22 protein-coding genes and 3 tRNA genes are annotated in these 22,977 nt (G+C 45.3%); 9 read left to right on the top strand and 16 right to left on the bottom strand.

The window, feature by feature from the left end:
• Nucleotides 1-246 precede the first annotated feature (246 nt).
• The 7 genes from AACT18_RS08820 (at nucleotide 247) to yacG (ending at nucleotide 6,224) form a co-directional block, all read left to right on the top strand.
• Nucleotides 247-687 carry a type IV pilin protein gene (locus AACT18_RS08820; RefSeq protein ID WP_176428362.1) on the top strand — a complete coding sequence of 147 codons (441 nt, stop codon included), beginning with the start codon at nucleotides 247-249 and terminating at the stop codon, nucleotides 685-687.
• A complete protein-coding gene (gene pilB, locus AACT18_RS08815; RefSeq protein ID WP_094124774.1) occupies nucleotides 688-2,376 on the top strand; it encodes a type IV-A pilus assembly ATPase PilB in 1,689 nt (562 codons plus the stop codon).
• 42 nt (nucleotides 2,377-2,418) lie between these two features.
• Nucleotides 2,419-3,645 carry a type II secretion system F family protein gene (locus AACT18_RS08810; protein WP_047688859.1) on the top strand — a complete coding sequence of 409 codons (1,227 nt, stop codon included), beginning with the start codon at nucleotides 2,419-2,421 and terminating at the stop codon, nucleotides 3,643-3,645.
• A 38-nt stretch (nucleotides 3,646-3,683) separates the two neighbouring features.
• On the top strand, nucleotides 3,684-4,565 hold the full coding sequence (locus AACT18_RS08805; RefSeq protein ID WP_094125006.1) for a prepilin peptidase: 882 nt from the start codon (nucleotides 3,684-3,686) through the stop codon (nucleotides 4,563-4,565).
• Nucleotides 4,556-5,164 (top strand): dephospho-CoA kinase, encoded by a 609-nt coding sequence (coaE, locus tag AACT18_RS08800; RefSeq protein WP_094125007.1) that lies wholly within the window; start codon nucleotides 4,556-4,558, stop codon nucleotides 5,162-5,164. Before AACT18_RS08805 ends, coaE begins: the two co-directional genes overlap by 10 nt.
• 32 nt (nucleotides 5,165-5,196) lie before the next feature.
• Nucleotides 5,197-5,937 (top strand): cell division protein ZapD, encoded by a 741-nt coding sequence (zapD, locus tag AACT18_RS08795; protein ID WP_013857689.1) that lies wholly within the window; start codon nucleotides 5,197-5,199, stop codon nucleotides 5,935-5,937.
• Nucleotides 5,938-6,026: 89 nt separating this feature from the next.
• Nucleotides 6,027-6,224 carry a DNA gyrase inhibitor YacG gene (yacG, locus tag AACT18_RS08790; RefSeq protein ID WP_094123371.1) on the top strand — a complete coding sequence of 66 codons (198 nt, stop codon included), beginning with the start codon at nucleotides 6,027-6,029 and terminating at the stop codon, nucleotides 6,222-6,224.
• 69 nt (nucleotides 6,225-6,293) lie between these two features.
• On the opposite strand, the gene rplS is transcribed toward yacG, so the two are convergent.
• The 5 genes from rplS to ffh form a co-directional block, all read right to left on the bottom strand.
• Nucleotides 6,294-6,647 carry a 50S ribosomal protein L19 gene (gene rplS / locus AACT18_RS08785; protein WP_010319525.1) on the bottom strand — a complete coding sequence of 118 codons (354 nt, stop codon included), beginning with the start codon at nucleotides 6,645-6,647 and terminating at the stop codon, nucleotides 6,294-6,296.
• Nucleotides 6,648-6,688: 41 nt separating this feature from the next.
• A complete protein-coding gene (trmD, locus tag AACT18_RS08780) occupies nucleotides 6,689-7,435 on the bottom strand; it encodes a tRNA (guanosine(37)-N1)-methyltransferase TrmD (RefSeq protein WP_010319524.1) in 747 nt (248 codons plus the stop codon).
• A gap of 27 nt (nucleotides 7,436-7,462) precedes the next feature.
• A complete protein-coding gene (rimM, locus tag AACT18_RS08775; protein ID WP_013857691.1) occupies nucleotides 7,463-8,017 on the bottom strand; it encodes a ribosome maturation factor RimM in 555 nt (184 codons plus the stop codon).
• A gap of 29 nt (nucleotides 8,018-8,046) precedes the next feature.
• Nucleotides 8,047-8,295 (bottom strand): 30S ribosomal protein S16, encoded by a 249-nt coding sequence (gene rpsP, locus AACT18_RS08770; protein ID WP_010319522.1) that lies wholly within the window; start codon nucleotides 8,293-8,295, stop codon nucleotides 8,047-8,049.
• A 214-nt stretch (nucleotides 8,296-8,509) separates the two neighbouring features.
• Nucleotides 8,510-9,883, bottom strand: a complete 1,374-nt coding sequence (ffh, locus tag AACT18_RS08765) for a signal recognition particle protein (protein WP_094125008.1) — start codon at nucleotides 9,881-9,883, stop codon at nucleotides 8,510-8,512.
• Between the two features lie 305 nt (nucleotides 9,884-10,188).
• On the opposite strand from ffh, the gene AACT18_RS08760 reads away from it, so the two are divergent.
• Both AACT18_RS08760 and AACT18_RS08755 read left to right on the top strand, forming a co-directional pair.
• On the top strand, nucleotides 10,189-10,983 hold the full coding sequence (locus AACT18_RS08760) for a cytochrome C assembly family protein (protein ID WP_026027563.1): 795 nt from the start codon (nucleotides 10,189-10,191) through the stop codon (nucleotides 10,981-10,983).
• A gap of 83 nt (nucleotides 10,984-11,066) precedes the next feature.
• Entirely contained in the window at nucleotides 11,067-12,341 is a 1,275-nt protein-coding gene (locus tag AACT18_RS08755) for an HlyC/CorC family transporter (RefSeq protein ID WP_017046996.1), read from the top strand.
• 83 nt (nucleotides 12,342-12,424) lie between these two features.
• On the opposite strand, the gene luxS is transcribed toward AACT18_RS08755, so the two are convergent.
• From luxS to AACT18_RS08700, 11 genes are all read right to left on the bottom strand, one after another.
• Nucleotides 12,425-12,943, bottom strand: a complete 519-nt coding sequence (luxS, locus tag AACT18_RS08750) for an S-ribosylhomocysteine lyase (protein WP_010319518.1) — start codon at nucleotides 12,941-12,943, stop codon at nucleotides 12,425-12,427.
• A 64-nt stretch (nucleotides 12,944-13,007) separates the two neighbouring features.
• Nucleotides 13,008-14,573 (bottom strand): glutamate--cysteine ligase, encoded by a 1,566-nt coding sequence (gene gshA, locus AACT18_RS08745; RefSeq protein WP_094125011.1) that lies wholly within the window; start codon nucleotides 14,571-14,573, stop codon nucleotides 13,008-13,010.
• A 102-nt stretch (nucleotides 14,574-14,675) separates the two neighbouring features.
• Nucleotides 14,676-17,531 (bottom strand): M16 family metallopeptidase, encoded by a 2,856-nt coding sequence (locus AACT18_RS08740; RefSeq protein WP_094125009.1) that lies wholly within the window; start codon nucleotides 17,529-17,531, stop codon nucleotides 14,676-14,678.
• A 9-nt stretch (nucleotides 17,532-17,540) separates the two neighbouring features.
• Nucleotides 17,541-18,002 (bottom strand): YqaA family protein, encoded by a 462-nt coding sequence (locus AACT18_RS08735; protein ID WP_013857698.1) that lies wholly within the window; start codon nucleotides 18,000-18,002, stop codon nucleotides 17,541-17,543.
• Nucleotides 17,996-18,946 (bottom strand): NADP-dependent oxidoreductase, encoded by a 951-nt coding sequence (locus AACT18_RS08730; RefSeq protein WP_088720878.1) that lies wholly within the window; start codon nucleotides 18,944-18,946, stop codon nucleotides 17,996-17,998. Before AACT18_RS08730 ends, AACT18_RS08735 begins: the two co-directional genes overlap by 7 nt.
• Before the next feature lie 117 nt (nucleotides 18,947-19,063).
• The gene (locus AACT18_RS08725) at nucleotides 19,064-20,194 is read right to left on the bottom strand and encodes a sodium ion-translocating decarboxylase subunit beta (RefSeq protein ID WP_013857700.1); all 1,131 of its coding nucleotides are present in this window, start codon (nucleotides 20,192-20,194) and stop codon (nucleotides 19,064-19,066) included.
• 9 nt (nucleotides 20,195-20,203) lie between these two features.
• Complete coding sequence (gene oadA / locus AACT18_RS08720; protein WP_094125010.1) at nucleotides 20,204-21,982, bottom strand: sodium-extruding oxaloacetate decarboxylase subunit alpha; 1,779 nt, start codon at nucleotides 21,980-21,982, stop codon at nucleotides 20,204-20,206.
• Between the two features lie 30 nt (nucleotides 21,983-22,012).
• The gene (locus tag AACT18_RS08715; RefSeq protein ID WP_026027802.1) at nucleotides 22,013-22,267 is read right to left on the bottom strand and encodes an oxaloacetate decarboxylase subunit gamma; all 255 of its coding nucleotides are present in this window, start codon (nucleotides 22,265-22,267) and stop codon (nucleotides 22,013-22,015) included.
• 374 nt (nucleotides 22,268-22,641) lie between these two features.
• Nucleotides 22,642-22,718, bottom strand: a tRNA-Arg gene (locus AACT18_RS08710).
• A 66-nt stretch (nucleotides 22,719-22,784) separates the two neighbouring features.
• A tRNA-Arg gene (locus AACT18_RS08705) sits at nucleotides 22,785-22,861 on the bottom strand.
• Nucleotides 22,862-22,897: 36 nt separating this feature from the next.
• A tRNA-Arg gene (locus tag AACT18_RS08700) sits at nucleotides 22,898-22,974 on the bottom strand.
• Nucleotides 22,975-22,977 lie beyond the last annotated feature (3 nt).

Raw genomic sequence — 22,977 nt, 5'->3', positions numbered from 1 at the left:
ATTATTGGAATAAAGATCAAAAATTTCAAATAGTTAAGGAAGCCGGACGAGCTTCCTTTTTTATTGCTTGCGTATCAAAAGCAAGACGGCATTTTTAAGTCAGTCGTATTTTAGTGATTGATATATGCAACTAAACAGGTAAAAAATCCAAATCACTCGCGCACTGCTCTTTATCTCATTCACACCAACCCACAAGCTTCTTATGCTCTGCCCATCCTTATGCGTTCAAACGGAGCAAATCAAATAATGAACACAAATAAGACAACGAAACAAAGTGGTTTTACCTTAATTGAATTGATGATTGTTGTAGCGATTATTGGAGTGTTGTCGGCAGTAGCTATTCCCGCTTATAAAAACTACGTTCAAAAGACAGAGGTTGCTTCAGCAACAGCAACCTTAAGAGGCTTGTTAACGAACATTGATATGTACCAACAAGAAAATGGCGGAACATTCCCAAATAACACTAACCTTATTGGTGGAGATGGTAGCATGAATGGCTTGGGCACAATCACATTAGATCCTGTAGGAACATCTGGCGGTACTGCAACATTTTTGTTCACTCAAGGATCGCTTCGAAGCTCAACAGCTAGTGTCCAATTTGCAAAAAACAACACTACTGGATGGAAGTGTGCAACAAAAAATATTCCAACTGATTCAAGACCAAATAGTTGTATCAATACTTACTAAATGCTAACCAACCTACCTGCGATTCTGCGTCAGGCTCAGATATTGAGCCCGACGCAAGAACACGCAGTTATTGAACATATCAAAGCGTCTGGTGCGAGTGTGCCAGAAGCTTTGCTCGCTTTGGATTTTTTCCATCCTCATGATCTGACTGAGCAGTTAAGTACCCTTTTCGGCCTACCGGACACCGACTTAACCCGCTACGACTACCCACAGCTCTGCCAACAGCTTGGTTTGCGTGATCTCATCACCCGTTACCAAGCACTGCCGATTGCCAATAATGGCCAAACCCTGACCATCGCGGTTTCCGACCCGACCCATTTACAAGTGGAAGATGATTTTCGCTTCGCGACAGGCTTACAAGTTGAACTGGTTTTAGCCGACTACAAAGCGCTGCAAGCAGCCATCCGGCGCTTGTATGGCCGAACAATTCAAGGATCCTCTCCTTCAGGGAAAGAGATCAGCCAAGATGAACTGGCGAACTTAGTTAAGCTGTCTGATGATGAGATTCAATCGATTGAAGACCTCAGCCAAGATGACGCCCCAGTCAGTCGCTTTATTAACCAAATTCTGCTTGATGCGGTGCGTAAAGGCGCATCCGATATCCATTTCGAACCGTACGAAGCGCTTTACCGAGTACGATTGCGCTGTGATGGTATTTTGGTGGAAACGCAGCGTCCCTCAAGCAACTTAAGTCGCCGGCTTGCCGCGCGGCTTAAAATTTTATCCAAACTCGATATTGCCGAGCGGCGCTTACCACAAGATGGCCGCATTAAACTGCGGTTGAATCAAGACACCGCCATCGATATGCGCGTTTCCAGCCTCCCCACTTTATGGGGCGAAAAAATCGTGCTACGTCTACTCGATAGCAGCGCTGCTAACTTAGATATCGACAAATTGGGTTATAACGACCAGCAAAAACAGCTCTACTTAGCTGCGCTAAAAAAACCACAAGGGATGATTTTAATGACGGGCCCGACGGGCAGCGGAAAAACCGTCTCGCTCTATACGGGGCTACGCATTTTAAATACTGCTGAAGTGAACATTTCCACCGCTGAAGATCCGGTTGAAATTAACTTATCCGGCATCAACCAAGTTCAAGTGCAGCCAAAAATTGGCTTTGGCTTTGCGCAAGCATTACGCTCCTTCTTACGGCAAGATCCCGACATTGTGATGGTTGGCGAAATCCGCGATTTAGAAACTGCCGAAATCGCCGTGAAAGCGGCACAAACCGGGCATTTAGTTCTTTCTACCTTGCATACTAACTCCGCCGCCGAAACGGTAATTCGCTTGAGTAATATGGGAATTGAAGCGTTTAACTTAGCCTCTTCACTCAGTTTAATTATTGCCCAGCGTTTAGCTCGTCGCCTTTGTCGGCACTGCAAAATTGCCGTCGTGCCCTCAATGCAGTTGCAGCAACATTTTCAGCTGCTAGCGACAGAAACCATTTATGAAGCAAACCCGCATGGTTGCAACGAATGCACAGGGGGCTATTCAGGTCGAGTCGGCATTTATGAAGTGATGGCGTTTAACCCACAGCTGGCTGAAGCGATTATGCAAAAAGCAAGCATTCATCAAATAGAGCAGATCGCGAAAGCCAACGGAATGCAGACACTACAAGAATCAGGCATTGAAAAGCTCAAAAACGGCGTAACCAGCTTCAAAGAGCTGCAACGCGTGCTCTATTTCTAACGCTTTGACCCCTCTTAGCTAGCCATTGGGTGACTCTATTGTATGAACACAAAAATCAAATCAGAACTCAAAAATTATCGTTGGAAAGGCATCAATAGTTCGGGCAAAAAAGTATCTGGCCAAACTCTCGCTTTAACCGAACTGGAAGTGCGTGACAAACTTAAAGAGCAGCACATTCAGATCAAAAAAATCAAAAAAGGGGGCGTCTCTTTTATCACCCGCTTGACTCATCGCGTGAAGGCCAGAGACATCACCATTCTGACACGCCAATTGGCGACCATGCTGACCACGGGCGTGCCCATCGTGCAAGCCTTAAAACTGGTCGGAGATAACCATCGTAAAGCCGAAATGAAATCCATTTTGTCGCAAGTCACCAAAGGGGTTGAAGCCGGAACGCCAATTTCCAAAGCGATGCGTACCGCCAGCACCCATTTCGATACCTTGTATGTTGATCTCATTCACACAGGCGAACAGTCAGGTAACTTGGCTGAAGTGTTTGAGCGGCTAGCGACTTATCGAGAAAAAAGTGAACAACTGCGCGCTAAAGTCATTAAAGCGCTCATCTACCCAACCATGGTGGTGTTGGTCGCGTTAGGTGTTTCTTACTTAATGCTTACTATGGTGATCCCTGAGTTTGAAAGCATGTTCAAAGGATTCGGAGCCGAATTACCTTGGTTTACACAGCAAGTATTGAAACTCTCTCATTGGGTGCAAAGTTACAGTTTGTGGGTACTCATCATCATAATCCTCACCACAATTGCCGTGAAAGCAGTACGGCAAAAATCTTTTTTAATACGCTTAAAAACCAGCCGATTAGGATTAAAGTTTCCCATTCTTGGCGGGGTGATAGGCAAAGCCTCTATTGCTAAATTCAGTCGCACACTCGCCACCAGTTTTAGCGCAGGCATTCCGATTTTAGCCAGCTTAAAAACCACCGCCAAAACCGCTGGCAATGTCCATTTTGAGACGGCGATTAATGAGGTCTATCGTGATACGGCAGCCGGTATGCCAATGTATATTGCGATGCGTAATACCGAAGCCTTTCCTGAAATGGTGCTGCAAATGGTGATGATTGGTGAAGAATCAGGCCGATTGGATGACATGCTCAATAAAGTCGCCACCATTTACGAATTTGAAGTTGATAATACCGTCGATAACTTAGGTAAAATTCTCGAACCATTGATCATTGTCTTTTTGGGTACGGTGGTCGGTGGTTTGGTGGTGGCAATGTACTTGCCCATCTTTAACTTAATGAGTGTATTAGGATAGTATTAGCACTGCTAATCTTTTAATTATCGAGTCTGTGCATGGAAGTTTTTATTTATTACCCTTGGCTCTTTCCACTTTTTGCAGCGTTGTTTGGCTTAATCGTGGGGAGTTTTCTCAATGTGGTCATTTATCGTCTACCCAAAATCATGGAGCGAGAATGGCGACAAGAGTGCGCTGACTGCTTTCCCGAATATCACATTGCGCCACCGGAAGGGCAACTCACGCTCAGTGTCCCCCGTTCTAGCTGCCCACACTGTGATACGCCAATCCGTATTATTGACAATATTCCGCTACTCAGTTGGCTCTTTTTAAAAGGGAAATGTTCCCGTTGCCAAGGTCCGATCAGTGCACGCTATCCTTTGATTGAACTGCTCACCGCCAGTATGAGCTTTGTCGTGGCTAGCCACTTCGGTTTTAGTTATTTTTCACTAGCGCTATTGTTTTTCACTTTTGTGCTAATCGCGGCGACGTTTATCGATTTCGATACCATGCTGTTACCCGACAAGCTGACACTGCCACTACTGTGGGCGGGCCTCAGCTTATCATTGATGCACATTAGCCCAGTCAGTTTGCAAGATGCGGTGATCGGCGCCATTACTGGCTATCTGAGCTTATGGTCGGTCTATTGGCTGTTTAAACTCGTCACAGGCAAAGAAGGAATGGGTTATGGCGATTTCAAACTGCTGGCTGCTCTCGGCGCTTGGTTGGGCTGGCAATATCTGCCCATCATCATCCTCATGTCATCTGTGGTTGGCATTGTCTTTGGCCTAATTCAATTGCGCTTGCAAAAAAAAGGGATCGACAAAGCCTTTCCTTTTGGCCCCTATCTCGCCATTGCCGGCTGGCTAACCTTGTTGTGGGGTAACGATATTATGAGTTGGTATTTAGGTTCAATTATGGGGTTATCGTCATGGGGTTAGTGGTGGGTTTAACCGGCGGGATTGCCAGCGGAAAAAGCACCGTTGCTCATTTATTTCAGCAGCATTTCTCGATTGATGTCGTGGATGCTGACATCATCGCTCGAGAAGTCGTCGAACCAGGTAGTGAAGGATTAACGGCGATTTGCGCGCACTTTGGCCTTGCCATATTAAAGCCCGATGGACAATTGGATCGCACCGCGTTAAGAGAAAAGATCTTCGCTGATGAGCAAGAAAAGGCTTGGCTTAATCAGCTTCTTCACCCCATGATCCGTGCAAAAATGATCGCTGATTTAGCAAAAACCACCTCGCCTTATGCTTTATTGGTTGTGCCATTATTGATAGAAAATAACCTACAAACCTTAGTCGATCGCATCTTAGTGGTTGATGTTGATCTAAAAACCCAAATCGCTCGCACTATGGCAAGAGACAAGGTATCAGAGCAACAAGTCCGTTCGATCTTAGCCGCTCAAGTGAGCCGTGAGCAAAGATTGCAATACGCTGACGATGTGATTAAAAATAGCGCAGAAAACCAAAAACTTTTGCCTCAAATCACAGAATTACACAAAAAGTATCTAGCCATATGCAGCCTAAGTCTGTAAGAATAACCCAGACCGGACCTAAGGCTAGCTAGATGACCACGCATAAGTTTGAACACCCACTGAACGAAAAAACTCGTATCTATTTAAGAGTCGAAGCGCTGCTTAACCAGTTGATGCATTCCGCTCAGTTTCGTGACGGTATTCAACACCAACTCTTCTTTCGTTCATTGTTTGATTTACTCGAAATCTTCGAACAGATCCAACTCAAAAGCGAGTTGGCTAAAGATATTGAAAAACAGCGTTTGAACTACCGTAGCTGGCTCAATGTGGATGGTGTTGATCAAGAAATGTTGCTATCGCTCCTTGAAGAGATCGACGAGGTGCATCGTAATTTAATGAGCGCTGAACGCTTTGGTCAATCACTCAAAGAAGATCGTTTCTTAAGCACGATTCGCCAACGTTTTAATTTACCGGGCGGGTCGTGCTGTTTTGACCTGCCAGCCCTGCACTACTGGCTACACATTCCGATAGAAAAGAAGACCCAAGATGCGCACCAATGGATGGAAACGCTGCGACCGTTATCAGATGCGTTGCAACTTTGGTTGAAGTTAACCCGCGAAACGGGCCATTTTAAAGCACGCCTAGCACGATTAGGTTTTTATCAAAGCGATGCAGAAGACGCCAATATCTTGCGCTTGTCGATCCCACTTGAGTATGGGGTATATCCCATGATCTCTGGTCATAAAAATCGCTTCGCGATTAAATTTATCGAATTCCAATCAGGCCAAGCAACAGGGCGCGATATCGAGTTTGATCTCGCCGTCTGCTGTTAATCAATTCCGCTTCAATTCCCGACTGACTCTTACTTTCCATTGCGTTAGGTAATACACTTACGCCTATCCATCGTTACTTGAAGTCCGTTATGTCAAAGAAAATTACCATTGTAAAATGCCCGCAGTGCAAAACCGATGTCGAATGGGGAGAACAGAGCCCTTATCGTCCTTTTTGTTCCAAACAGTGTCAGATGATCGATTTTGGCGAGTGGGCCGATGAGGAAAAAAGTATTCCCGGTGCACCGGATATGTCAGACAGTGATGGTTGGTCAGAAGATCAATATTAGCGCACATATAAAAACAGGGGCCGATTGCTCGACCCCTGTTTATTACTATGAGAACGCTAGTTTATAGCATTACTTCTTAGCAAGTTTCTCTTTGATACGAGCTGACTTACCAGAACGCTCACGTAGGTAGTACAGTTTGGCACGACGTACTGCACCGCGGCGTTTAACTTCAATGCTATCAACCACTGGAGAGTGAGTTTGGAACGTACGCTCAACACCTTCACCGTTAGAGATCTTACGAACAGTGAATGCAGAGTGTAGGCCACGGTTACGGATTGCGATTACAACGCCTTCAAAAGCCTGTAGACGCTCACGATCACCTTCTTTTACCTTAACTTGAACAACAACAGTGTCACCTGGTGCGAATTTAGGTAGGCCTTGTTTCATTTGCTCTTCTTCAAGAGCCTTGATGATGTTACTCATTTTAAAAATTCCTAGAATAAACTGATACTAAATTAAATAGGTTACTGATGTATTTGAGTTTCTTTAATGAACTCAACCAGTAATAGTTCCTGTTCGTCAGTCAGAGCTAGGTTTTCCAGGAGCTCTGGCCTTCTATGCCAAGTTCGGCCCAACGACTGTTTCAGCCGCCAGCGACGAATATCCTCGTGATTACCGGATTTCAGTACCGCAGGTACTTCTTTTCCATCTAACACTTCAGGACGCGTATAGTGCGGGCAATCTAGCAAGCCATTTGCAAAAGAATCCTCTTCTGCTGATGCGAAATCTCCTAATACTCCCGGAACAAACCGAGAGACAGAATCAATCAACGTCATAGCTGGCAGTTCGCCGCCTGTCATCACAAAATCACCAATCGACCATTCTTCGTCAACTTCTGATTGGATGATACGCTCATCTACCCCTTCATAGCGTCCGCAAATAAGAACTAGGTTCTCATTCGTCGCCAGCTCTTCGACTCCTTTTTGGTCGAGTTTTCGACCTTGAGGAGAAAGGTAAATGACTTTCGTCTTTCCCGGTGCGGCTTGTTTTGCTGCATGAATGGCATCGCGCAAAGGCTGAACCATCATGAGCATTCCAGGACCACCACCGTAAGGTCTGTCATCGACGGTGCGATGTTTGTCATGAGTGAAATCTCGAGGATTCCAAGCTTCAATAGACAGCAAACCTTTTTTAACCGCTTGACCTGTTACTCCAAAATCAGTAACAGAACGGAACATTTCAGGAAATAGGCTTATAACGCCAACCCACATGTGTTCTCTCGCTCTGAAATTTTAGAGTTAGAATGCCGGATCCCAGTCAACTTCGATCCGTCGAGCTTCGCGATCAACATTCTTGATCACTTGCTCTTCAAGGTACGGTACCAACCGTTCCTTTTGGCCAAAAGCATCTTTCAAATTCGCTTTCACAACCAGAACATCGTTGGAGCCAGTTTCTAATAGGTCAGTGACCTCACCAAGGTTATACCCCTTAGTGGTAATAACTTGCATACCGAACAATTCACGCCAGTAGAATTCATCTGCTGACAATTCTGGTAATGATGCGGGATCAATAGCAATTTCAAAGTTGGTGAGTAGATGTGCGTCTTCTCGAACATCTAAACCTTCAAGTTTTACCACCATACTCTTACCATGGCGCTTCCAACTCTCTACTTTGTACTCGATCCACTGGCCTTTTTGGTTAATAAACCAAGGGCTGTAATCAAAAATACTTTCAGCTTCGTCTGTGTAGGAAAAAACTTTGAGCCAGCCACGAATGCCATAGGTAGCACCAAACTTGCCCATAACAATCTTTTCGTTTTCTTTGCTCATTGTTTCTTTACCTTTCATCGACATAAGCTAATGTTCTTCTATAAAAGTAAGAATTAAGCCGCTTTTTGAGCGTCTTTTACTAGCTTAGCTACGCGATCAGATAGAGATGCGCCTTGACCAACCCAATGGTTAACGCGATCTAGATCAACACGTAGGCCTTCTTCTTGGCCAGTAGCCGTAGGATTAAAGAAACCTACTTTCTCGATGAAACGGCCAGTTACTGCGTTACGGCTATCCGCAACTACGATTTGATAAAATGGACGCTTTTTAGCGCCGTGACGTGCCAAACGAATGGTTACCATGTCGTCCTCTTTGCTTTCTCAATAATAAAATTAACCCCAAAAACCATTTACGAAAAACAGTCTGGGGTCTCGTGCCAAAATAAAGCCTCGGAATTTTACTCTTATTCCGAGGCTTTGCAAGGGGTTTAGCTATTTTTTCACCAGCAGAAGCATTATGCTTTTGCAGTGATGAGCATCACGCTTTAGTAAATTTTAAGCATCGCAATGAGTTAGGTTAACGACCAAAGAAACCGCTGCCACCCATTCCGCCCATCATGCCTTGCATATTACGCATCATGCCTTTCATGCCACCTTTCTGCATTTTTTTCATCATTTTCTGCATTTGGGTGAACTGTTTCAGTAAGCGGTTAACATCTTGTACTTGGGTGCCAGAACCCGTCGCGATACGTTTTTTACGTGAACCTTTTATCATGTCTGGGTGCTGACGCTCGTGCATGGTCATCGAACAGATGATCGCTTCCATCTGCTTGAACATCTTATCATCGACCTTATCTTTCACGTTGGCAGGTAGGTTTGCCATGCCAGGCAGTTTATCGAGCATGCCCATCATGCCGCCCATATTCTGCATTTGCCCGAGCTGTTCGCGGAAATCTTCTAAATCAAATCCTTTCTTTTCCTTGAATTTTTTAGCTAGGCGTTCTGCTTGCTCGTGATCAACATTACGTTGTAGATCTTCAATTAATGAGAGAACATCGCCCATTCCCAATATGCGTGATGCAATACGATCAGGATGGAAAGGCTCGAGCGCGTCAGTTTTTTCACCGACCCCTAAGAATTTAATCGGTTTACCGGTGATATGACGAACGGAAAGTGCGGCACCACCTCGAGCATCACCATCAACTTTGGTTAAGATAACCCCCGTTAACGGCAGCGCATCACCAAAGGCTTTTGCGGTGTTCGCGGCATCTTGCCCCGTCATGGCATCCACAACGAACAATGTTTCAATCGGATTAATCGCCGCATGCAGATCTTGGATCTCTGCCATCATCAGTTCATCAATAGCAAGACGGCCTGCAGTGTCGACAATCAGCACATCGAAGAATTTCTTCTTCGCATGGTCAATGGCCGCATTGGCGATATCAATCGGTTTTTGGTCGGCTGAAGAAGGAAAAAATTCAACGTCCAGATCGTTAGCTAGAGTTTCAAGCTGTTTTATCGCCGCTGGGCGATAAACGTCAGCCGAAACCACCAGTACTTTCTTTTTATCACGTTCTTTAAGCAGCTTAGCAAGCTTACCAACACTGGTGGTTTTACCCGCCCCTTGTAAACCCGCCATTAAAATCACTGCTGGCGGCTGGGCTGCAAGGTTAAGCGCTTCGTTGGATTCGCCCATTACCGCTTCAAGCTGCGCTTGAACAATCTTGATGAACTCTTGTCCCGGTGTCAGCGATTTAGACACCTCAACACCCACTGCGCCCTCTTTAACGCGCGCGACAAAATCACGCACTACAGGCAGTGCAACGTCCGCTTCAAGCAGCGCCATGCGCACTTCGCGTAGGGTTTCTTTAATATTGTCTTCGGTGAGACGGCCTTTGCCGCTGATATTTTTCAGCGTCTTGGATAGTCGATCCGTTAAATTTTCAAACATCGTTGTCTCTTCGCTAGTTCGGCGATTAATTGGGGTCAGTATACCTTAGCCAATCTAATAGTCATACCCATTGACGCTTCGCGATAAGCGACTTAAACCCGTAAACGCAACATTGGGTCCCCAAAACAGGGGGGTCAAAAAGAGTTATCTCTGCGATTTATCGAATAAAAGCCTTCACCCTGTTAATTATTTGCACCATGACCTCAACTAAGGTGGGTATATGTCAAATCAATCGGTATCCAACGTAGCTCATTATCGTGATGCAAGGTATAATTCGCCAATTCAGCCACCATTTTGTAAGAAGTATGGAAAACTTAATCGCAATAGTCGCCACTATTTTGTATTTTTTATCCATAGCGACCATTATTCCAGGCTTAGTTAATCAAACTGGGATTCGTGCGCAGACAGTATTGTTCAGTTCAGCACTGGCGCTGGCTTTTCATGCGTGGTTACTGAGTGATTTAATCTTCAACGCTAATGGGCAAAACCTCAGTATGCTCAATGTGGCATCATTGATAAGCTTTATCATCTCACTGGTGATGAGCATTGCGATGTTAAAAACGCGATTGTGGTTTCTGTTGCCGGTGGTGTATAGCTTCGCCGCGATCAACGTCAGCGCCGCCTCATTTCTTCCCAGCATGTTCATGACTCACTTAGAAAACAATCCGCCACTGTTGTTGCATATTTCTCTAGCACTATTTTCGTATTCAACCCTTTCGATTGGCGCACTCTACGCTTTGCAATTGGCTTGGCTGGACTACAAGCTAAAGAAAAAGAAGATGCTAACCATCAACCCCAATTTGCCACCACTACTGATGGTAGAAAGGCAACTGTTTAAAATCATCTTGATAGGTAACGTATTACTTACTGGTACCTTGATTACTGGCTTTGATTTTGTCGGTGATATGTTTGCTCAAGGCAAAGCGCATAAAGGCATTTTGTCTTTCATTGCTTGGGTTGTCTATTCTGTATTGTTGTGGGGACATTACCGAAAAGGTTGGCGCGGTAGAAAAGTGACTTGGTTTGCTGTCGCTGGTGCAACCTTACTCACACTGGCCTACTTTGGTAGCCGTTTTGTAAAAGAAATCATTTTGAGCTAACTCAACACGTTTGATAGCGTATTGACACATTCATTTAATTAGATCATTACTTAATCACACTATTTATAAGGAAACACCACGTTTTGGACGACATTTCAACGGGTATATTGTTTGCACTACTCGCGGGTCTCATCGTAATTTCGGCTTATTTTTCAGGTTCAGAAACCGGCATGATGTCTTTGAACCGCTACCGCTTAAAGCACTTGGCCAATACTGGCCACAAAGGTGCAAAGCGTGTTGAAAAACTGCTTGATCGTCCAGATCGCCTCATTGGTTTGATCCTCATTGGCAACAACCTAGTCAATATTTTAGCTTCTGCAATTGCCACTATTATTGGTATGCGCCTTTATGGGGATCTAGGAGTGGCCATTGCCACTGGTGCGCTGACGTTGGTCGTTCTGGTTTTTGCTGAAGTGACGCCAAAAACATTAGCAGCGCTTTACCCTGAACGCGTCTCTTACGCCAGCAGCATCTTACTGACCTTCTTAATGAAGATATTGTCACCATTGGTGATGTTCATTAACTTCATCACCAATGGTTTCATCCGCTTACTAGGCCTTAAAGCCAAGCATGGGGCGGAGGATCATCTAAGCTCTGAAGAGTTGAGAACCGTCGTCAACGAAGCGGGTGGCCTTATTCCTCGTCGCCACCAAGATATGCTGCTTTCCATTCTCGATCTCGAACATGTCACGGTGAACGACATCATGATCCCACGTAACGAAATTACTGGTATCAATATTAACGATGATTGGAAATCTATCGTGCGTCAGTTAACTCACTCGCCACACGGACGCGTGGTGCTTTACCGAGACAAAATTGATGAAGCGGTGGGCATATTGCGCCTTCGTGATGCTTCTCGTTTGATGTTGGAAAAAAAAGAGTTCAATAAAGAGATGATTTTACGTGCCGCTGATGAAGTCTACTTCATCCCGGAAGGCACACCGCTCAACGTACAATTACTTAAATTCCAACGCAACAAAGAGCGGATTGGCCTGATCGTTGATGAATATGGTGATATCAATGGCTTGATCACTGTAGAAGATATTCTCGAAGAGATTGTGGGGGAATTCACCACCTCAATGGCACCAAGCTTAGCCGATGAAATTACCCCACAAAGTGATGGCAGCTTCTTGATTGATGGCAGCGCAAATATCCGTGACATTAACAAAGGGCTGAAGTGGAAACTGCCAACGACGGGCCCAAGAACCTTAAACGGTTTACTTTTGGAGCACCTTGAAGATATTCCAAGTAGCCATTTAAGTGTCAAAGTTTCTGGCCATGCGATGGAGATTGTAGATGTAGAAGAAAACCGCATTAAGCAGGTTAAAGTCTTTCCACGCAAAACCAAAAAACATTAATCGCCAGTCACTGCATAAAAGAAAGAAAAAAAGCTTGGTCACTGCCAAGCTTTTTGTTTTTAAAGGGCCAGATCTGGCGATCTTTAATCCACTTTCAGCTCTTTGAGCATCGACTCAGGTAAAGCAAGCTCATCATTTTTATTCACCGCAATACCTGCTGTGATAATCGCTTGAGCAATCTCTTTAGCTTCTGTTAACGAGTGCATTGAGGCTGTACCACATTGGTATTCGTTTAGTTCAGGGATCTGATCTTGGCTCTCTACTTTTAGCACATCATGCATCGCCGCTAACCACGCTTGCGCCACTTGCGCTTCTGTTGGCGCGCCAATCAAACTCATGTAAAAACCTGTGCGGCAGCCCATAGGTGAGATGTCGATGATTTCTACATCATGACCATTTAAGTGCGCGCGCATAAAGCCAGCGTATAAATGCTCTAAAGTGTGGATCCCTTTTTCTGAAAGAATATCTTTGTTTGGAGCAGTAAAACGGAGATCAAATACGGTGATTGTATCCCCTTTAGGCGTCTGCATATTTTTTGCCACACGTACCGCAGGCGCATGCATACGAGTGTGATCTACAGTAAAACTGTCGAGTAATGGCATTGCTTTCTCCTTATTTGGCAAAGAGCGATGCTCTGCCTATCAATGTTAGATTATGATCGAGAGATCATTTTAGGTACGAAAAATATCTTTCAAGAAATTCTTCAAAACTTTGAGTATCGTGTTGTTCTATCTGTTGCTGAGCGGCTCGAGAACGCAGCACTTCCTCTTCCATCACAGACTCAGAATAAGTTTGATAGTGATGTGCCAGGTTGGCTTGTCGGTATTCGGCTCCTAATGCACAACCTACCTTACCGAGCCCTCCAAACTGTTTAGTCTGTTCAAGTAGTTGGGCGGAAAAGGTTAATTCTGGATTATCAATCCACGAGCTTAGTTTCTCGCATACGGCTTGGTATGCGTTGCCACCACAAGCGCTATCCATTACTTGCGCTATTTTGCGTAAGTCATCGAATACATTATGCGCCCACGCTTGCAGCGTCAGTTTCTCTCCGCGACAGCCAATTTGTAACTCTAAACCCGGTTTACGACCTTCTAAAATCACTTTGTTCCAGTTATCTCGCCAACATGCCAGCTCACAATTGTCCATCGGATCTGAATCTGAAAGAGCGGTCCAAGTGAGGAACAGATCGAGAAAACGCACTTGATCTTCAGTAATACCAATCGGGCTAAACGGGTTTACGTCTAACGAACGCACTTCGATGTATTCGACTCCGCCTCTCTCTAACGCTTGTGACGGCTTTTCATCATTTTTGGCCACACGCTTAGGACGGATCGGTGCATAGAGTTCGTTTTCTATCTGCAAAACATTGCTGTTGAGCTGACGATGTTCACCATCGACATACACGCCTAGTTCTGCAAACTCTTTTGATGGAGTGCGGATCGCCTGATTCAACCCTTCTAGATATTGATCCAAGCTATTAAAACCAATTTGCAAGCCACTTTGCGCGCTATTGGTATAACCTAAATCACTGAGGCGCAACGAGGTAGCATGAGGCAAATAAAGCGTTTTACCAATATTTTCAAATGGCAGATGGCTTTCACGTCCGCGCACAAACGATGAACATAACGCAGGTGATGCGCCAAAGAAATAGGGAATAAGCCAGCCAAAACGGTAGTAATTACGAATCACACCAAAATAGGCTGCCGATTTTGTCTCAGTACGCTGGGATTCAGTTTGCTCGCCATGCAAGGCATCCCAAAATGATTCTGGAAATGAAAAATTGAAATGTACGCCAGAAATGATCTGCATTAAGCTGCCGTAACGACGCTTTAAGCCTTCTCGATAAAGGGTTTTCATTTTACCCGTATTCGATGAACCATATTGCGCCAGTTCGATATCATCTTCGCTGCCAACATAACAAGGCATAGAAAGCGGCCACATCTTTTCGTCACCCAATTTGGTTTGAGCAAAATGGTGAATATCCGCCAGTTGTGAGAGTAAAGTCGGCACGTCATGAGAGACTGGTGTAATAAATTCAAGCAATGACTCCGCAAAATCAGTGGTGATCCAACGGTTGGTTAATGCGCTGCCGAGTGCTTCTGGATGAGGAGTCAGAGCTAACGAGCCTTCTGGGGTATAGCGTAACGTTTCACGCTCAACGCCTCGGCCAAACTGCTTAAACACTTCTGATTTTTTAGTGACTTGTTCAAGTCGTGCGGCAAAATTAGTCAAAATAATGATTCGCTTATAGGTGAATGATCCGAATGAAAGCGGCTCTAACTCAGCAAGAGAGTAGAATGGAGGCAAACAATCTGCCCCCTATAAATGTGTACTCTAGCGGATGATTTCAAGCTCTTCTACGGGAATATCTAATTTTTCAAGTTGTGGCTTCAACGTTTTCGCATCACCCACCACGATAATTTGATACTCTTGTGGTGCAAACCATTTAGCGGCGAGTTTATTGAGCGTTGATTTTTTTACGTTTTCTACCAGTTCATTTCGTTGCTGTAGGTAATCTTCATCCAAACTATAGGTCAAAATATTACTAAGCAACTGCGCTTTTTGTGATGGTGTTTCATACGTCAGTGCATCTTGTTGGCCGACAGCAAGGCGCATAAATTTTAGCTCTTGGTCGGTTAAGCCACTTTGACTGAATGTTGCCATCTCTTTTTCTATTTCAACGATTGAAGCTACAGTGGCATCAGCACGCACTTGAGCATTGAAAACGATAGCGCCCACTTCTCGATTGCTCGCGAAATAACTCCCAGCGCCATAGGTGTAGCCTTTATCTTCACGCAAATTCTGATTAATGCGGCTGTTAAAGTTGCCCGCTAAATTGAAGTTAGCCAGTTGGCTGAGAAAAAGCTCGCCAGTGGCATCAAAAGGCAACCCTTTTCGCACAAAACGGACGATGCTCTGCGGCGCATCAGGCTTATCAACCAGATATATCTTTCGCTCTGTCAGTGAGTTCACCACTTGGGGACGTAACAAAGGAGAAGCTTCACCACGCCACTGCCCTAAAAAGGTTAACTGTTTAGCGACCTCTTTTTTGGAAATGTCGCCAACCACAACGATTTGCGTACCATGTGGCGTGTAATGTTTCGCATAAAAGCGTTTTACATCTTCTAAGGTTAAATCGTTTAGTGATTGCTCAGTGCCTTCACTTGAACGCGCAAAAATAGAGTTGCCAAACAGCACTTGACGAGTAGCTTGTGAAGCAAGCCAGCCCGGTGTTTGGTGCTGGTAAACCAACCCTTCCAGCATCTGTTGTTTCAGCCGTGTAAAATCGCTCTCTTTGAAAGCAGGATGAAATAAAACTTCTTCAACCACATCCAATGTTGCTGCAACATTCTTCTTCAAACTAGAGACGATAATACTGGTCGAATACTCATTGGCAGTAACACTGATAGTCGAACCTAACGTGTCGAGTTGAGCTTGAATCGCTTCCACTGAGCGTCGAGTTGAGCCTTCTTCAAGTAGCGCCGCGGTTAAATTAGCTAACCCTTCTTTGCCACGCGCGGCATGTCGCTCTCCTGCTGGTAAATTGATATTAATTAGCACGGTCGGCGTTTCGCTGGTTTGTGTGGCTAATAACTCAATACCGTTATCAAAATAGAGTTCATACAGTGTCGGCATTTGTGCTTTCACACCTTTTGCCACAGAAGGCATGATTGAGCGATCAAATTGATCTTCAACCTGGCGATAAGCCAATTGATCTTCGGTTATCGTTTGATGCTCAGGTAGCACTCTTTTAGGTGGTACGAAATTGGCTTTTTGAACGGCAAGATCGGCTTTATGTTTAGGCACAACACTTAAGGTAACCTTATGTTGATGAGCAATGAAGCGCTGATAAGCCTGCTGAATTGACTCTGGGGTGACCGCATGAATCTGAGCTAATTGCTGCTCTAGGCGATCAGGCTGCCCATAAAACGTTTCGTTGGACGCAAGCTGCGTCACTTTTCCAGATACGCTTTGCAGCGCAAAGACCGCATTCGCTTCCGCCATACCGGTAATTTGATCAAGTCGACTCTGATCTACCCCTTGCTGTTCAAACTGACTGAGTGTTTGCATTAACTCTCGATACAAAGGAGCAAGCTGAGCCTTTTCGCCCGAAGGGGCCATGGCATAAACATAGAAGTTACAAGCCAATTCGGCGCAATCTTGGAATGCACCCGCATTGACGGCTTTTTGAGTTTTGACTAACGCTTGGTAGAGATAACTATTGGTACCGCTGCCTAGCACTTTGGCAAGCGCATCTAGCGATGCTTGACTTTGAGCACCGCGATATTCTGTCGGCCAGCCCACCACAACCATGGGTTGCTGAATGCGATCTTCCAAGGTAATGAAACGATCTTGCGCCAACTGGGCCGGCTGTTTAGGTGCGTTATCAACGGCTGGGCCTGCCGGTATGGTGCCAAAATATTGATTAACCCATTCAAGTGTTTGCTGAACATCAATATCGCCACCAATGGTCAGCACCGCATTATTCGGCCCATACCAACGTAAGAAAAACGCTTTAAGATCGTTGACGTCCACTCGGTCAAGATCTTCTACATAACCAATGGTTTGCCATGAATAAGGGTGTCCTTCGGCATACATCGCCTCCGCCATTTTTTCCCACATCAAGCCATAGGGGCGGTTGTCGTAGTTTTGTGCGCGTTCGTTTTTTACTGTGTCACGTTGGATCTCAAATTTACGTTGAGAAACCGCGTTGAGTAAAAATCCCATCCGATCAGATTCGAGCCACAACACTTTTTCTAGCTGATTTGAAGGCACGGTTTGGTAATAATTAGTACGGTCACGGTTGGTACTCCCATTCATGGTTCCTCCCGCTTCGGTGATCAAACGAAAATGTTCTTGATCGCCAACGTGCTCCGTTCCTTGAAACATCATGTGTTCAAAGAAATGAGCAAACCCTGACTTTCCAACCTCTTCACGTGCCGAACCCACATGATAAGTGACATCGACATGCACTAAAGGATCTGAGTGATCCGGTGAGAGCACGACAGTAAGACCATTATCGAGCTGATATTTTGCATAAGGGATCATCACTTTTTCTGGTTGAGCATCCACTTGCTCAATCAGCGTAACTCCTTTCGGTAATGATGAAAAAAAAGCGATAGGTGCGACCGTTGATGAACAGCCATAAATGGCAATAAGAGAAAGGGCACCTAGCCAAATTTTTCTCATGACAGCTCCTTAGAAAAAACCATAGAATACAGCGGCAAGCATGATGTAACGCAGTGCTTTGCCGATCAAAATAATGACAAAAGTAGGTAAAAATTTCATGCGTAGCCAACCTGCGGCCAAACAAAGCACATCACCCACCACAGGTAGCCAACTAAATAAGAGAGCCCAATAACCATATTTATTGAGCCAAGCTAACGCTTTATGACCGTGCTTTTCGCTTTCAGTTCGATTAGGCAACCAGATACCGAGCCAATAGTTGGTCAGACCGCCGAGGGTATTGCCAGCGCTTGCAACGGCGATAACCCAAAATACGGGAAATTGATTCAGGCTTAATGTGGCGAATAAACTCGCTTCTGAGCTTCCCGGTAATAAGGTAGCACTGAGAAAACCACTAAAAAAAAGCACCCACAGAGCAGAGCCAGCAAACCAATACGAGAGCGGTTCCAAATAGGTGCTAAAAATGTCTAACATTTCATATCAAGAAGAACTTTGCCTCGAGTATGGCCTGTTTCAATCTGTTGATGAGCCGCAGCCACTTCCGCCATTGGATAAACAGCTTGAATTTCCGTTTTCAATAAGCCAACGCTGACCATATAAAGCATGGTATCAAGCTGTTCAGGATTAGGATCAACTAACATGCCTGTAGCTTCAAAACCAAGTAATTTTGCTTTTTCACAAATAAGCTCAGCACTTAGAGTCGGAACAGTAACGACACGCGCATGATCTTTCAAGCATTTCAAAGCGTCGAGAGCCGCATCACCACCGACTAAATCAATCAGCACATCCACTTCTTCTAAACGCTGTGAAGCAGGAGCAAAATTGTAATTAATCGCATGAGCACCAAGAGTCGCTAAATAATCCAAATTTTGTTCGCTGCACGTGGTATACACTTCGGCTTTTGCTGCTAAAGCAATTTGTACCGCTAAGTGCCCGACACCACCGGCGCCCGCGAGGATCAATACGCAATCCCCCTCTTTCACTTGCGCTTTATTTAGGGCTTGCGCCGCCGTTTGCCCTGCCAGTGGCAGCACAGCTGCGGCTTCTAAGGTCACAGCATCAGGAACAAGGCTGAGTTCGCTTTCTGCCACACACAGATATTGGCTGTAACCGCCGCCACGCAACGGAAACCCAACAAAGCCCGCCACATTATCTCCAATTTGAAAGCGGCGATTATCTTTCCCTACCTCAACAACTTGTCCAGAAATATCGTAACCTGGCACCCATGGCAGTTTATCTTTGTTTTGCGCTGCAGCCCACCCCAGACCAGCCCGAGTTTTTACATCAATAGGGTTTACACCAGCAAACGCCACTTTTATTAACACTTCGCCAGCTTTAGGTTGAGGAACGTCACTGGTTTGAATAACGAGCACCTCTGGTCCACCAAACTCAGTAATTGCGATCTGTTTATTATCCATGTCAAACTTCCCTATTGATAAAAAGAAAGGGATGCCTCAGCATCCCTTTGAATATATACCATTTTATTGCTTCTAGTTAATCTTTAGCTCGCAAAATAACCATCAGCTCGTCTAGGCTTAGCCAACAAGAGCAAGCAAAACACCTGCTGCAACAGCAGAGCCCAGTACACCTGCTACATTTGGCCCCATGGCGTGCATCAATAAGAAGTTCTGTGGATTAGCTTCAAGCCCCACTTTGTTCACTACTCGCGCCGCCATCGGTACCGCAGACACACCAGCAGCGCCAATAAGAGGGTTAATATCCTCTTTCGAGAATTTATTAAGCACTTTCGCCATCAACACACCACCAGCCGTACCAATACTGAAAGCAATAGCACCGAGCGCCAAAATACCTAATGTTTCCAAGTTCAAAAACTTATCAGCCTGCAGTTTAGAACCAACGCCTAAGCCTAAGAAGATAGTAACGATGTTGATCAGTTCATTTTGTGCTGTCTTGGATAGACGCTCAACTACACCCGATTCACGCATTAAATTACCTAGACAGAACATACCCACTAATGGCGTTGCTGACGGTAAAAATAGAATCGTCATCAATAGCACCGCCAAAGGAAACAGTATTTTTTCCGTTTTCCCAACGTGGCGTAGCTGAGCCATTTTGATTTTTCGCTCTTCAGGTGTTGTAAGTGCCTTCATAATCGGTGGCTGAATGATAGGAACTAATGCCATATAGCTATAAGCCGCCACAGCGATTGCACCTAATAAATCCGGCGATAATTTACTGGCAAGGAAAATAGCGGTTGGGCCATCGGCTCCACCAATGATGGCGATGGACGCAGCATCGGCCATGGTAAATTCCATACCCGGTACATAGTTGAGTAATATCGCACCAAACAGGGTGGCGAAAATACCAAACTGAGCGGCCGCACCTAGCCATAACGTTTTAGGGTTTGCAATCAATGCCCCGAAATCGGTCATCGCGCCCACGCCCATAAAAATCAGCAGTGGAAAAACGCCCGTCTCAATACCAACATGATAAACGTAATAAAGCAGACCGCCGGGTTCGGTAAAACCCGCATTCGGAATATTCGCTAAAATCGCACCAAAGCCGATCGGCAATAACAGCAGTGGCTCAAAGCCTTTGCGAATAGCCAAAAACAGCAGTAAACAACCGACCAAAATCATGCAGATTTGGCCTAGCTGAAAATTAGCGATCCCTGTTTCAGACCATAAGGTCAGTAATCCGTCCATGGTTCTCCCTTACGCTAAGCTAAGCAATGGTGCACCAACAGTCACAGCATCACCCTCTTTGACATGAAGATCTTGAACAATACCGCCACGTGCCGCACGGATCTCGGTTTCCATCTTCATCGCTTCCAGAATCACTAACACATCCCCTTCTAACACCTCAGAACCAGCTTGAACATTCACTTTAAAAATGTTGCCAGCGAGTGGTGAAGGAACGGCTTCTGCATTGTTACTTGTCGGCACGCTTGATGGCTGTGCTGCTTGAGACTGGCTGGCAGAAATCGAGCTAAGCTGGCCTTGTGGCCCCACTTCAACCGTGTAAATTTGCCCATCCACTTTAACACTGTAGGTTTCAATACCACCTTTTGTCACAACGGTGGCAGGTGTAGGTTTGGCTGACTCCAAGGTTGGCGCAGGCTCAAATGCATCCAGATTGTGACGATTTTTCAAGAACTTCAAACCAACTTGTGGGAACAATGCATAAGTCAGAACATCATCCACCGTATCTGTAGCTAATGAAATTCCCTCTGCTTTTGCCTTTTCAAGCAATTCAGTGGTCAACACGGCCATTTCTGCATCCAACAAATCGGCTGGACGGCAAGTGATCGGCGTAAGATTACCCAACACCTTGGCTTGCAACTCAGCATTCACTGGCGCAGGCGTTGCACCGTATTCACCTTTTAATACCCCTGCAGTTTCTTTCGTGATGCTCTTATAGCGCTCACCAGTAAGGACGTTGATCACCGCTTGTGTTCCCACGATTTGAGATGTTGGAGTCACAAGGGGAATGAAACCTAAATCTTTTCGCACACGAGGGATCTCTTCAAGAACCTCATCAAGGCGATCGGCCGCTCCTTGTTCTTTTAGTTGACCTTCCATATTAGTCAACATACCACCAGGAACCTGCGCAATAAGAATACGAGAATCGACACCTTTTAACTGTCCTTCCCATTTAGCGTATTTCTTACGCACTTCACGAAAATAAGTGGCAATCGGTTCAAGCTGTGTCAGGCTCAGGCCCGTATCACGCTCGGTTCCTTCAAGCATAGCGACCACTGTTTCGGTTGGTGTGTGCCCGTAAGTTTGGCTCATTGACGAGATAGCGGTATCCAAAATATCGATACCAGCTTCTACCGCTTTAACGGCTGTTGCCGCTGAAAGACCAGTCGTTGCATGGCTGTGCAGCGCTAAAGGTACGGCACAAGAGGATTTAATACGGGTGATCAGATCTTCAGCTTCATACGGCTTGAGCAGCCCAGACATATCTTTAATACACAAAGAGTGGCAGCCGAGATCTTCCAACCGCTTGGCAAGATCAACCCAAGTATCTGAATTATGAACAGGGCTAGTGGTGTAAGACAGTGTGCCCTGCGCGTGTGCGCCAACATCAATTGTCGCTTTGACCGCTTTTTCAAAATTGCGAACATCATTCATCGCATCAAAAATACGGAAAACATCCATACCATTCGCGTGAGCTCGTTCGACAAACTTTTCAACAACATCGTCAGCATAGTGGCGATAGCCTAGTAAATTCTGGCCGCGTAGCAACATTTGCATTGGGGTATTGGGCATCGCTTGCTTAAGCGAACGTAAACGCTCCCATGGATCTTCACCGAGAAAACGGATACAAGCATCAAACGTTGCTCCTCCCCAAGTTTCCAGTGACCAATAACCGATCTTATCGAGCTCTGCTGCAATAGGCAGCATGTCTTCGATACGCATGCGCGTGGCAAATAGTGACTGATGGGCATCACGAAGGACCACATCCGTAATAGCTAGTGGTTTAGACATGCTCATAAACTCCTTTTCATCCTTTCTATGCTATTTAGCTAATGCGCGGTGCTGATGCACTGCTGCAGAAATTGCCGCCACAATTTGCGGGCTCACAGCTGAAGGGTTTGGTTGAACTTTTCGATGTGGAATCGGCGCTGCGATCGGTTGTGGTACTTCTTCCGGTACCAAGGTTGACATTAACCGAACGAGATAAACGAGAATAGTTAGAAAAATAAAGACTACAGCCATCCCCGTAATCATAAGGGTGGCGGCGTCAACTAATAGGCTTCCAATAGTAGTCATGTTGCTTCCTTTCTGTGTCATCCTGACAACAATTGCTACGCATTTTTACAAATGCGATCTTGGCAAGTGGACTAGGATTATCTCGATTGGTTAATAATTGTCAATTTTGTTTAAGGGACTCTTGTAGATAACACACAAAATCGGCGAACAATTACTCACACAAATCACAAAACTCTGAATTTTCTCTATTAAGAAGGGCATTTAACTAGCCAATACGGCTACGTTAATCAAAAAATGATGCAGATACTGAGAGGGAGTTAAAACATTGCAGATTAACAAGATAAAACAAATAGTTGCCATTTTCAATTTAACAAAATAGCAACAAAAAACCAACATAAAAAAAAGCCCCGCACAATGCGAGGCTTCTTAATAAATGGCGCGCTCAGGAGGATTCGAACCTCCGACCGCCTGGTTCGTAGCCAGGTACTCTATCCAGCTGAGCTATGAGCGCGCAAAGCTTTGATATTAATCAGCGATAATCGCTAACAGTATCAGGATCAATGACCCTTTGAATAAGTGGCGCGTCCTGGAGGATTCGAACCTCCGACCGCCTGGTTCGTAGCCAGGTACTCTATCCAGCTGAGCTAAGGACGCGCAGAGTTAATGACAGTATCACTAACTTTAAATAAGTGGCGCGCTCAGGAGGATTCGAACCTCCGACCGCCTGGTTCGTAGCCAGGTACTCTATCCAGCTGAGCTATGAGCGCGCA

The sequence above is a fragment of the Vibrio sp. V04_P4A5T148 genome (assembly GCF_963875605.1).
Taxonomy (GTDB): Bacteria; Pseudomonadota; Gammaproteobacteria; order Enterobacterales; family Vibrionaceae; genus Vibrio; species Vibrio anguillarum.
This window is presented reverse-complemented; position numbering and strand designations above follow the sequence as displayed.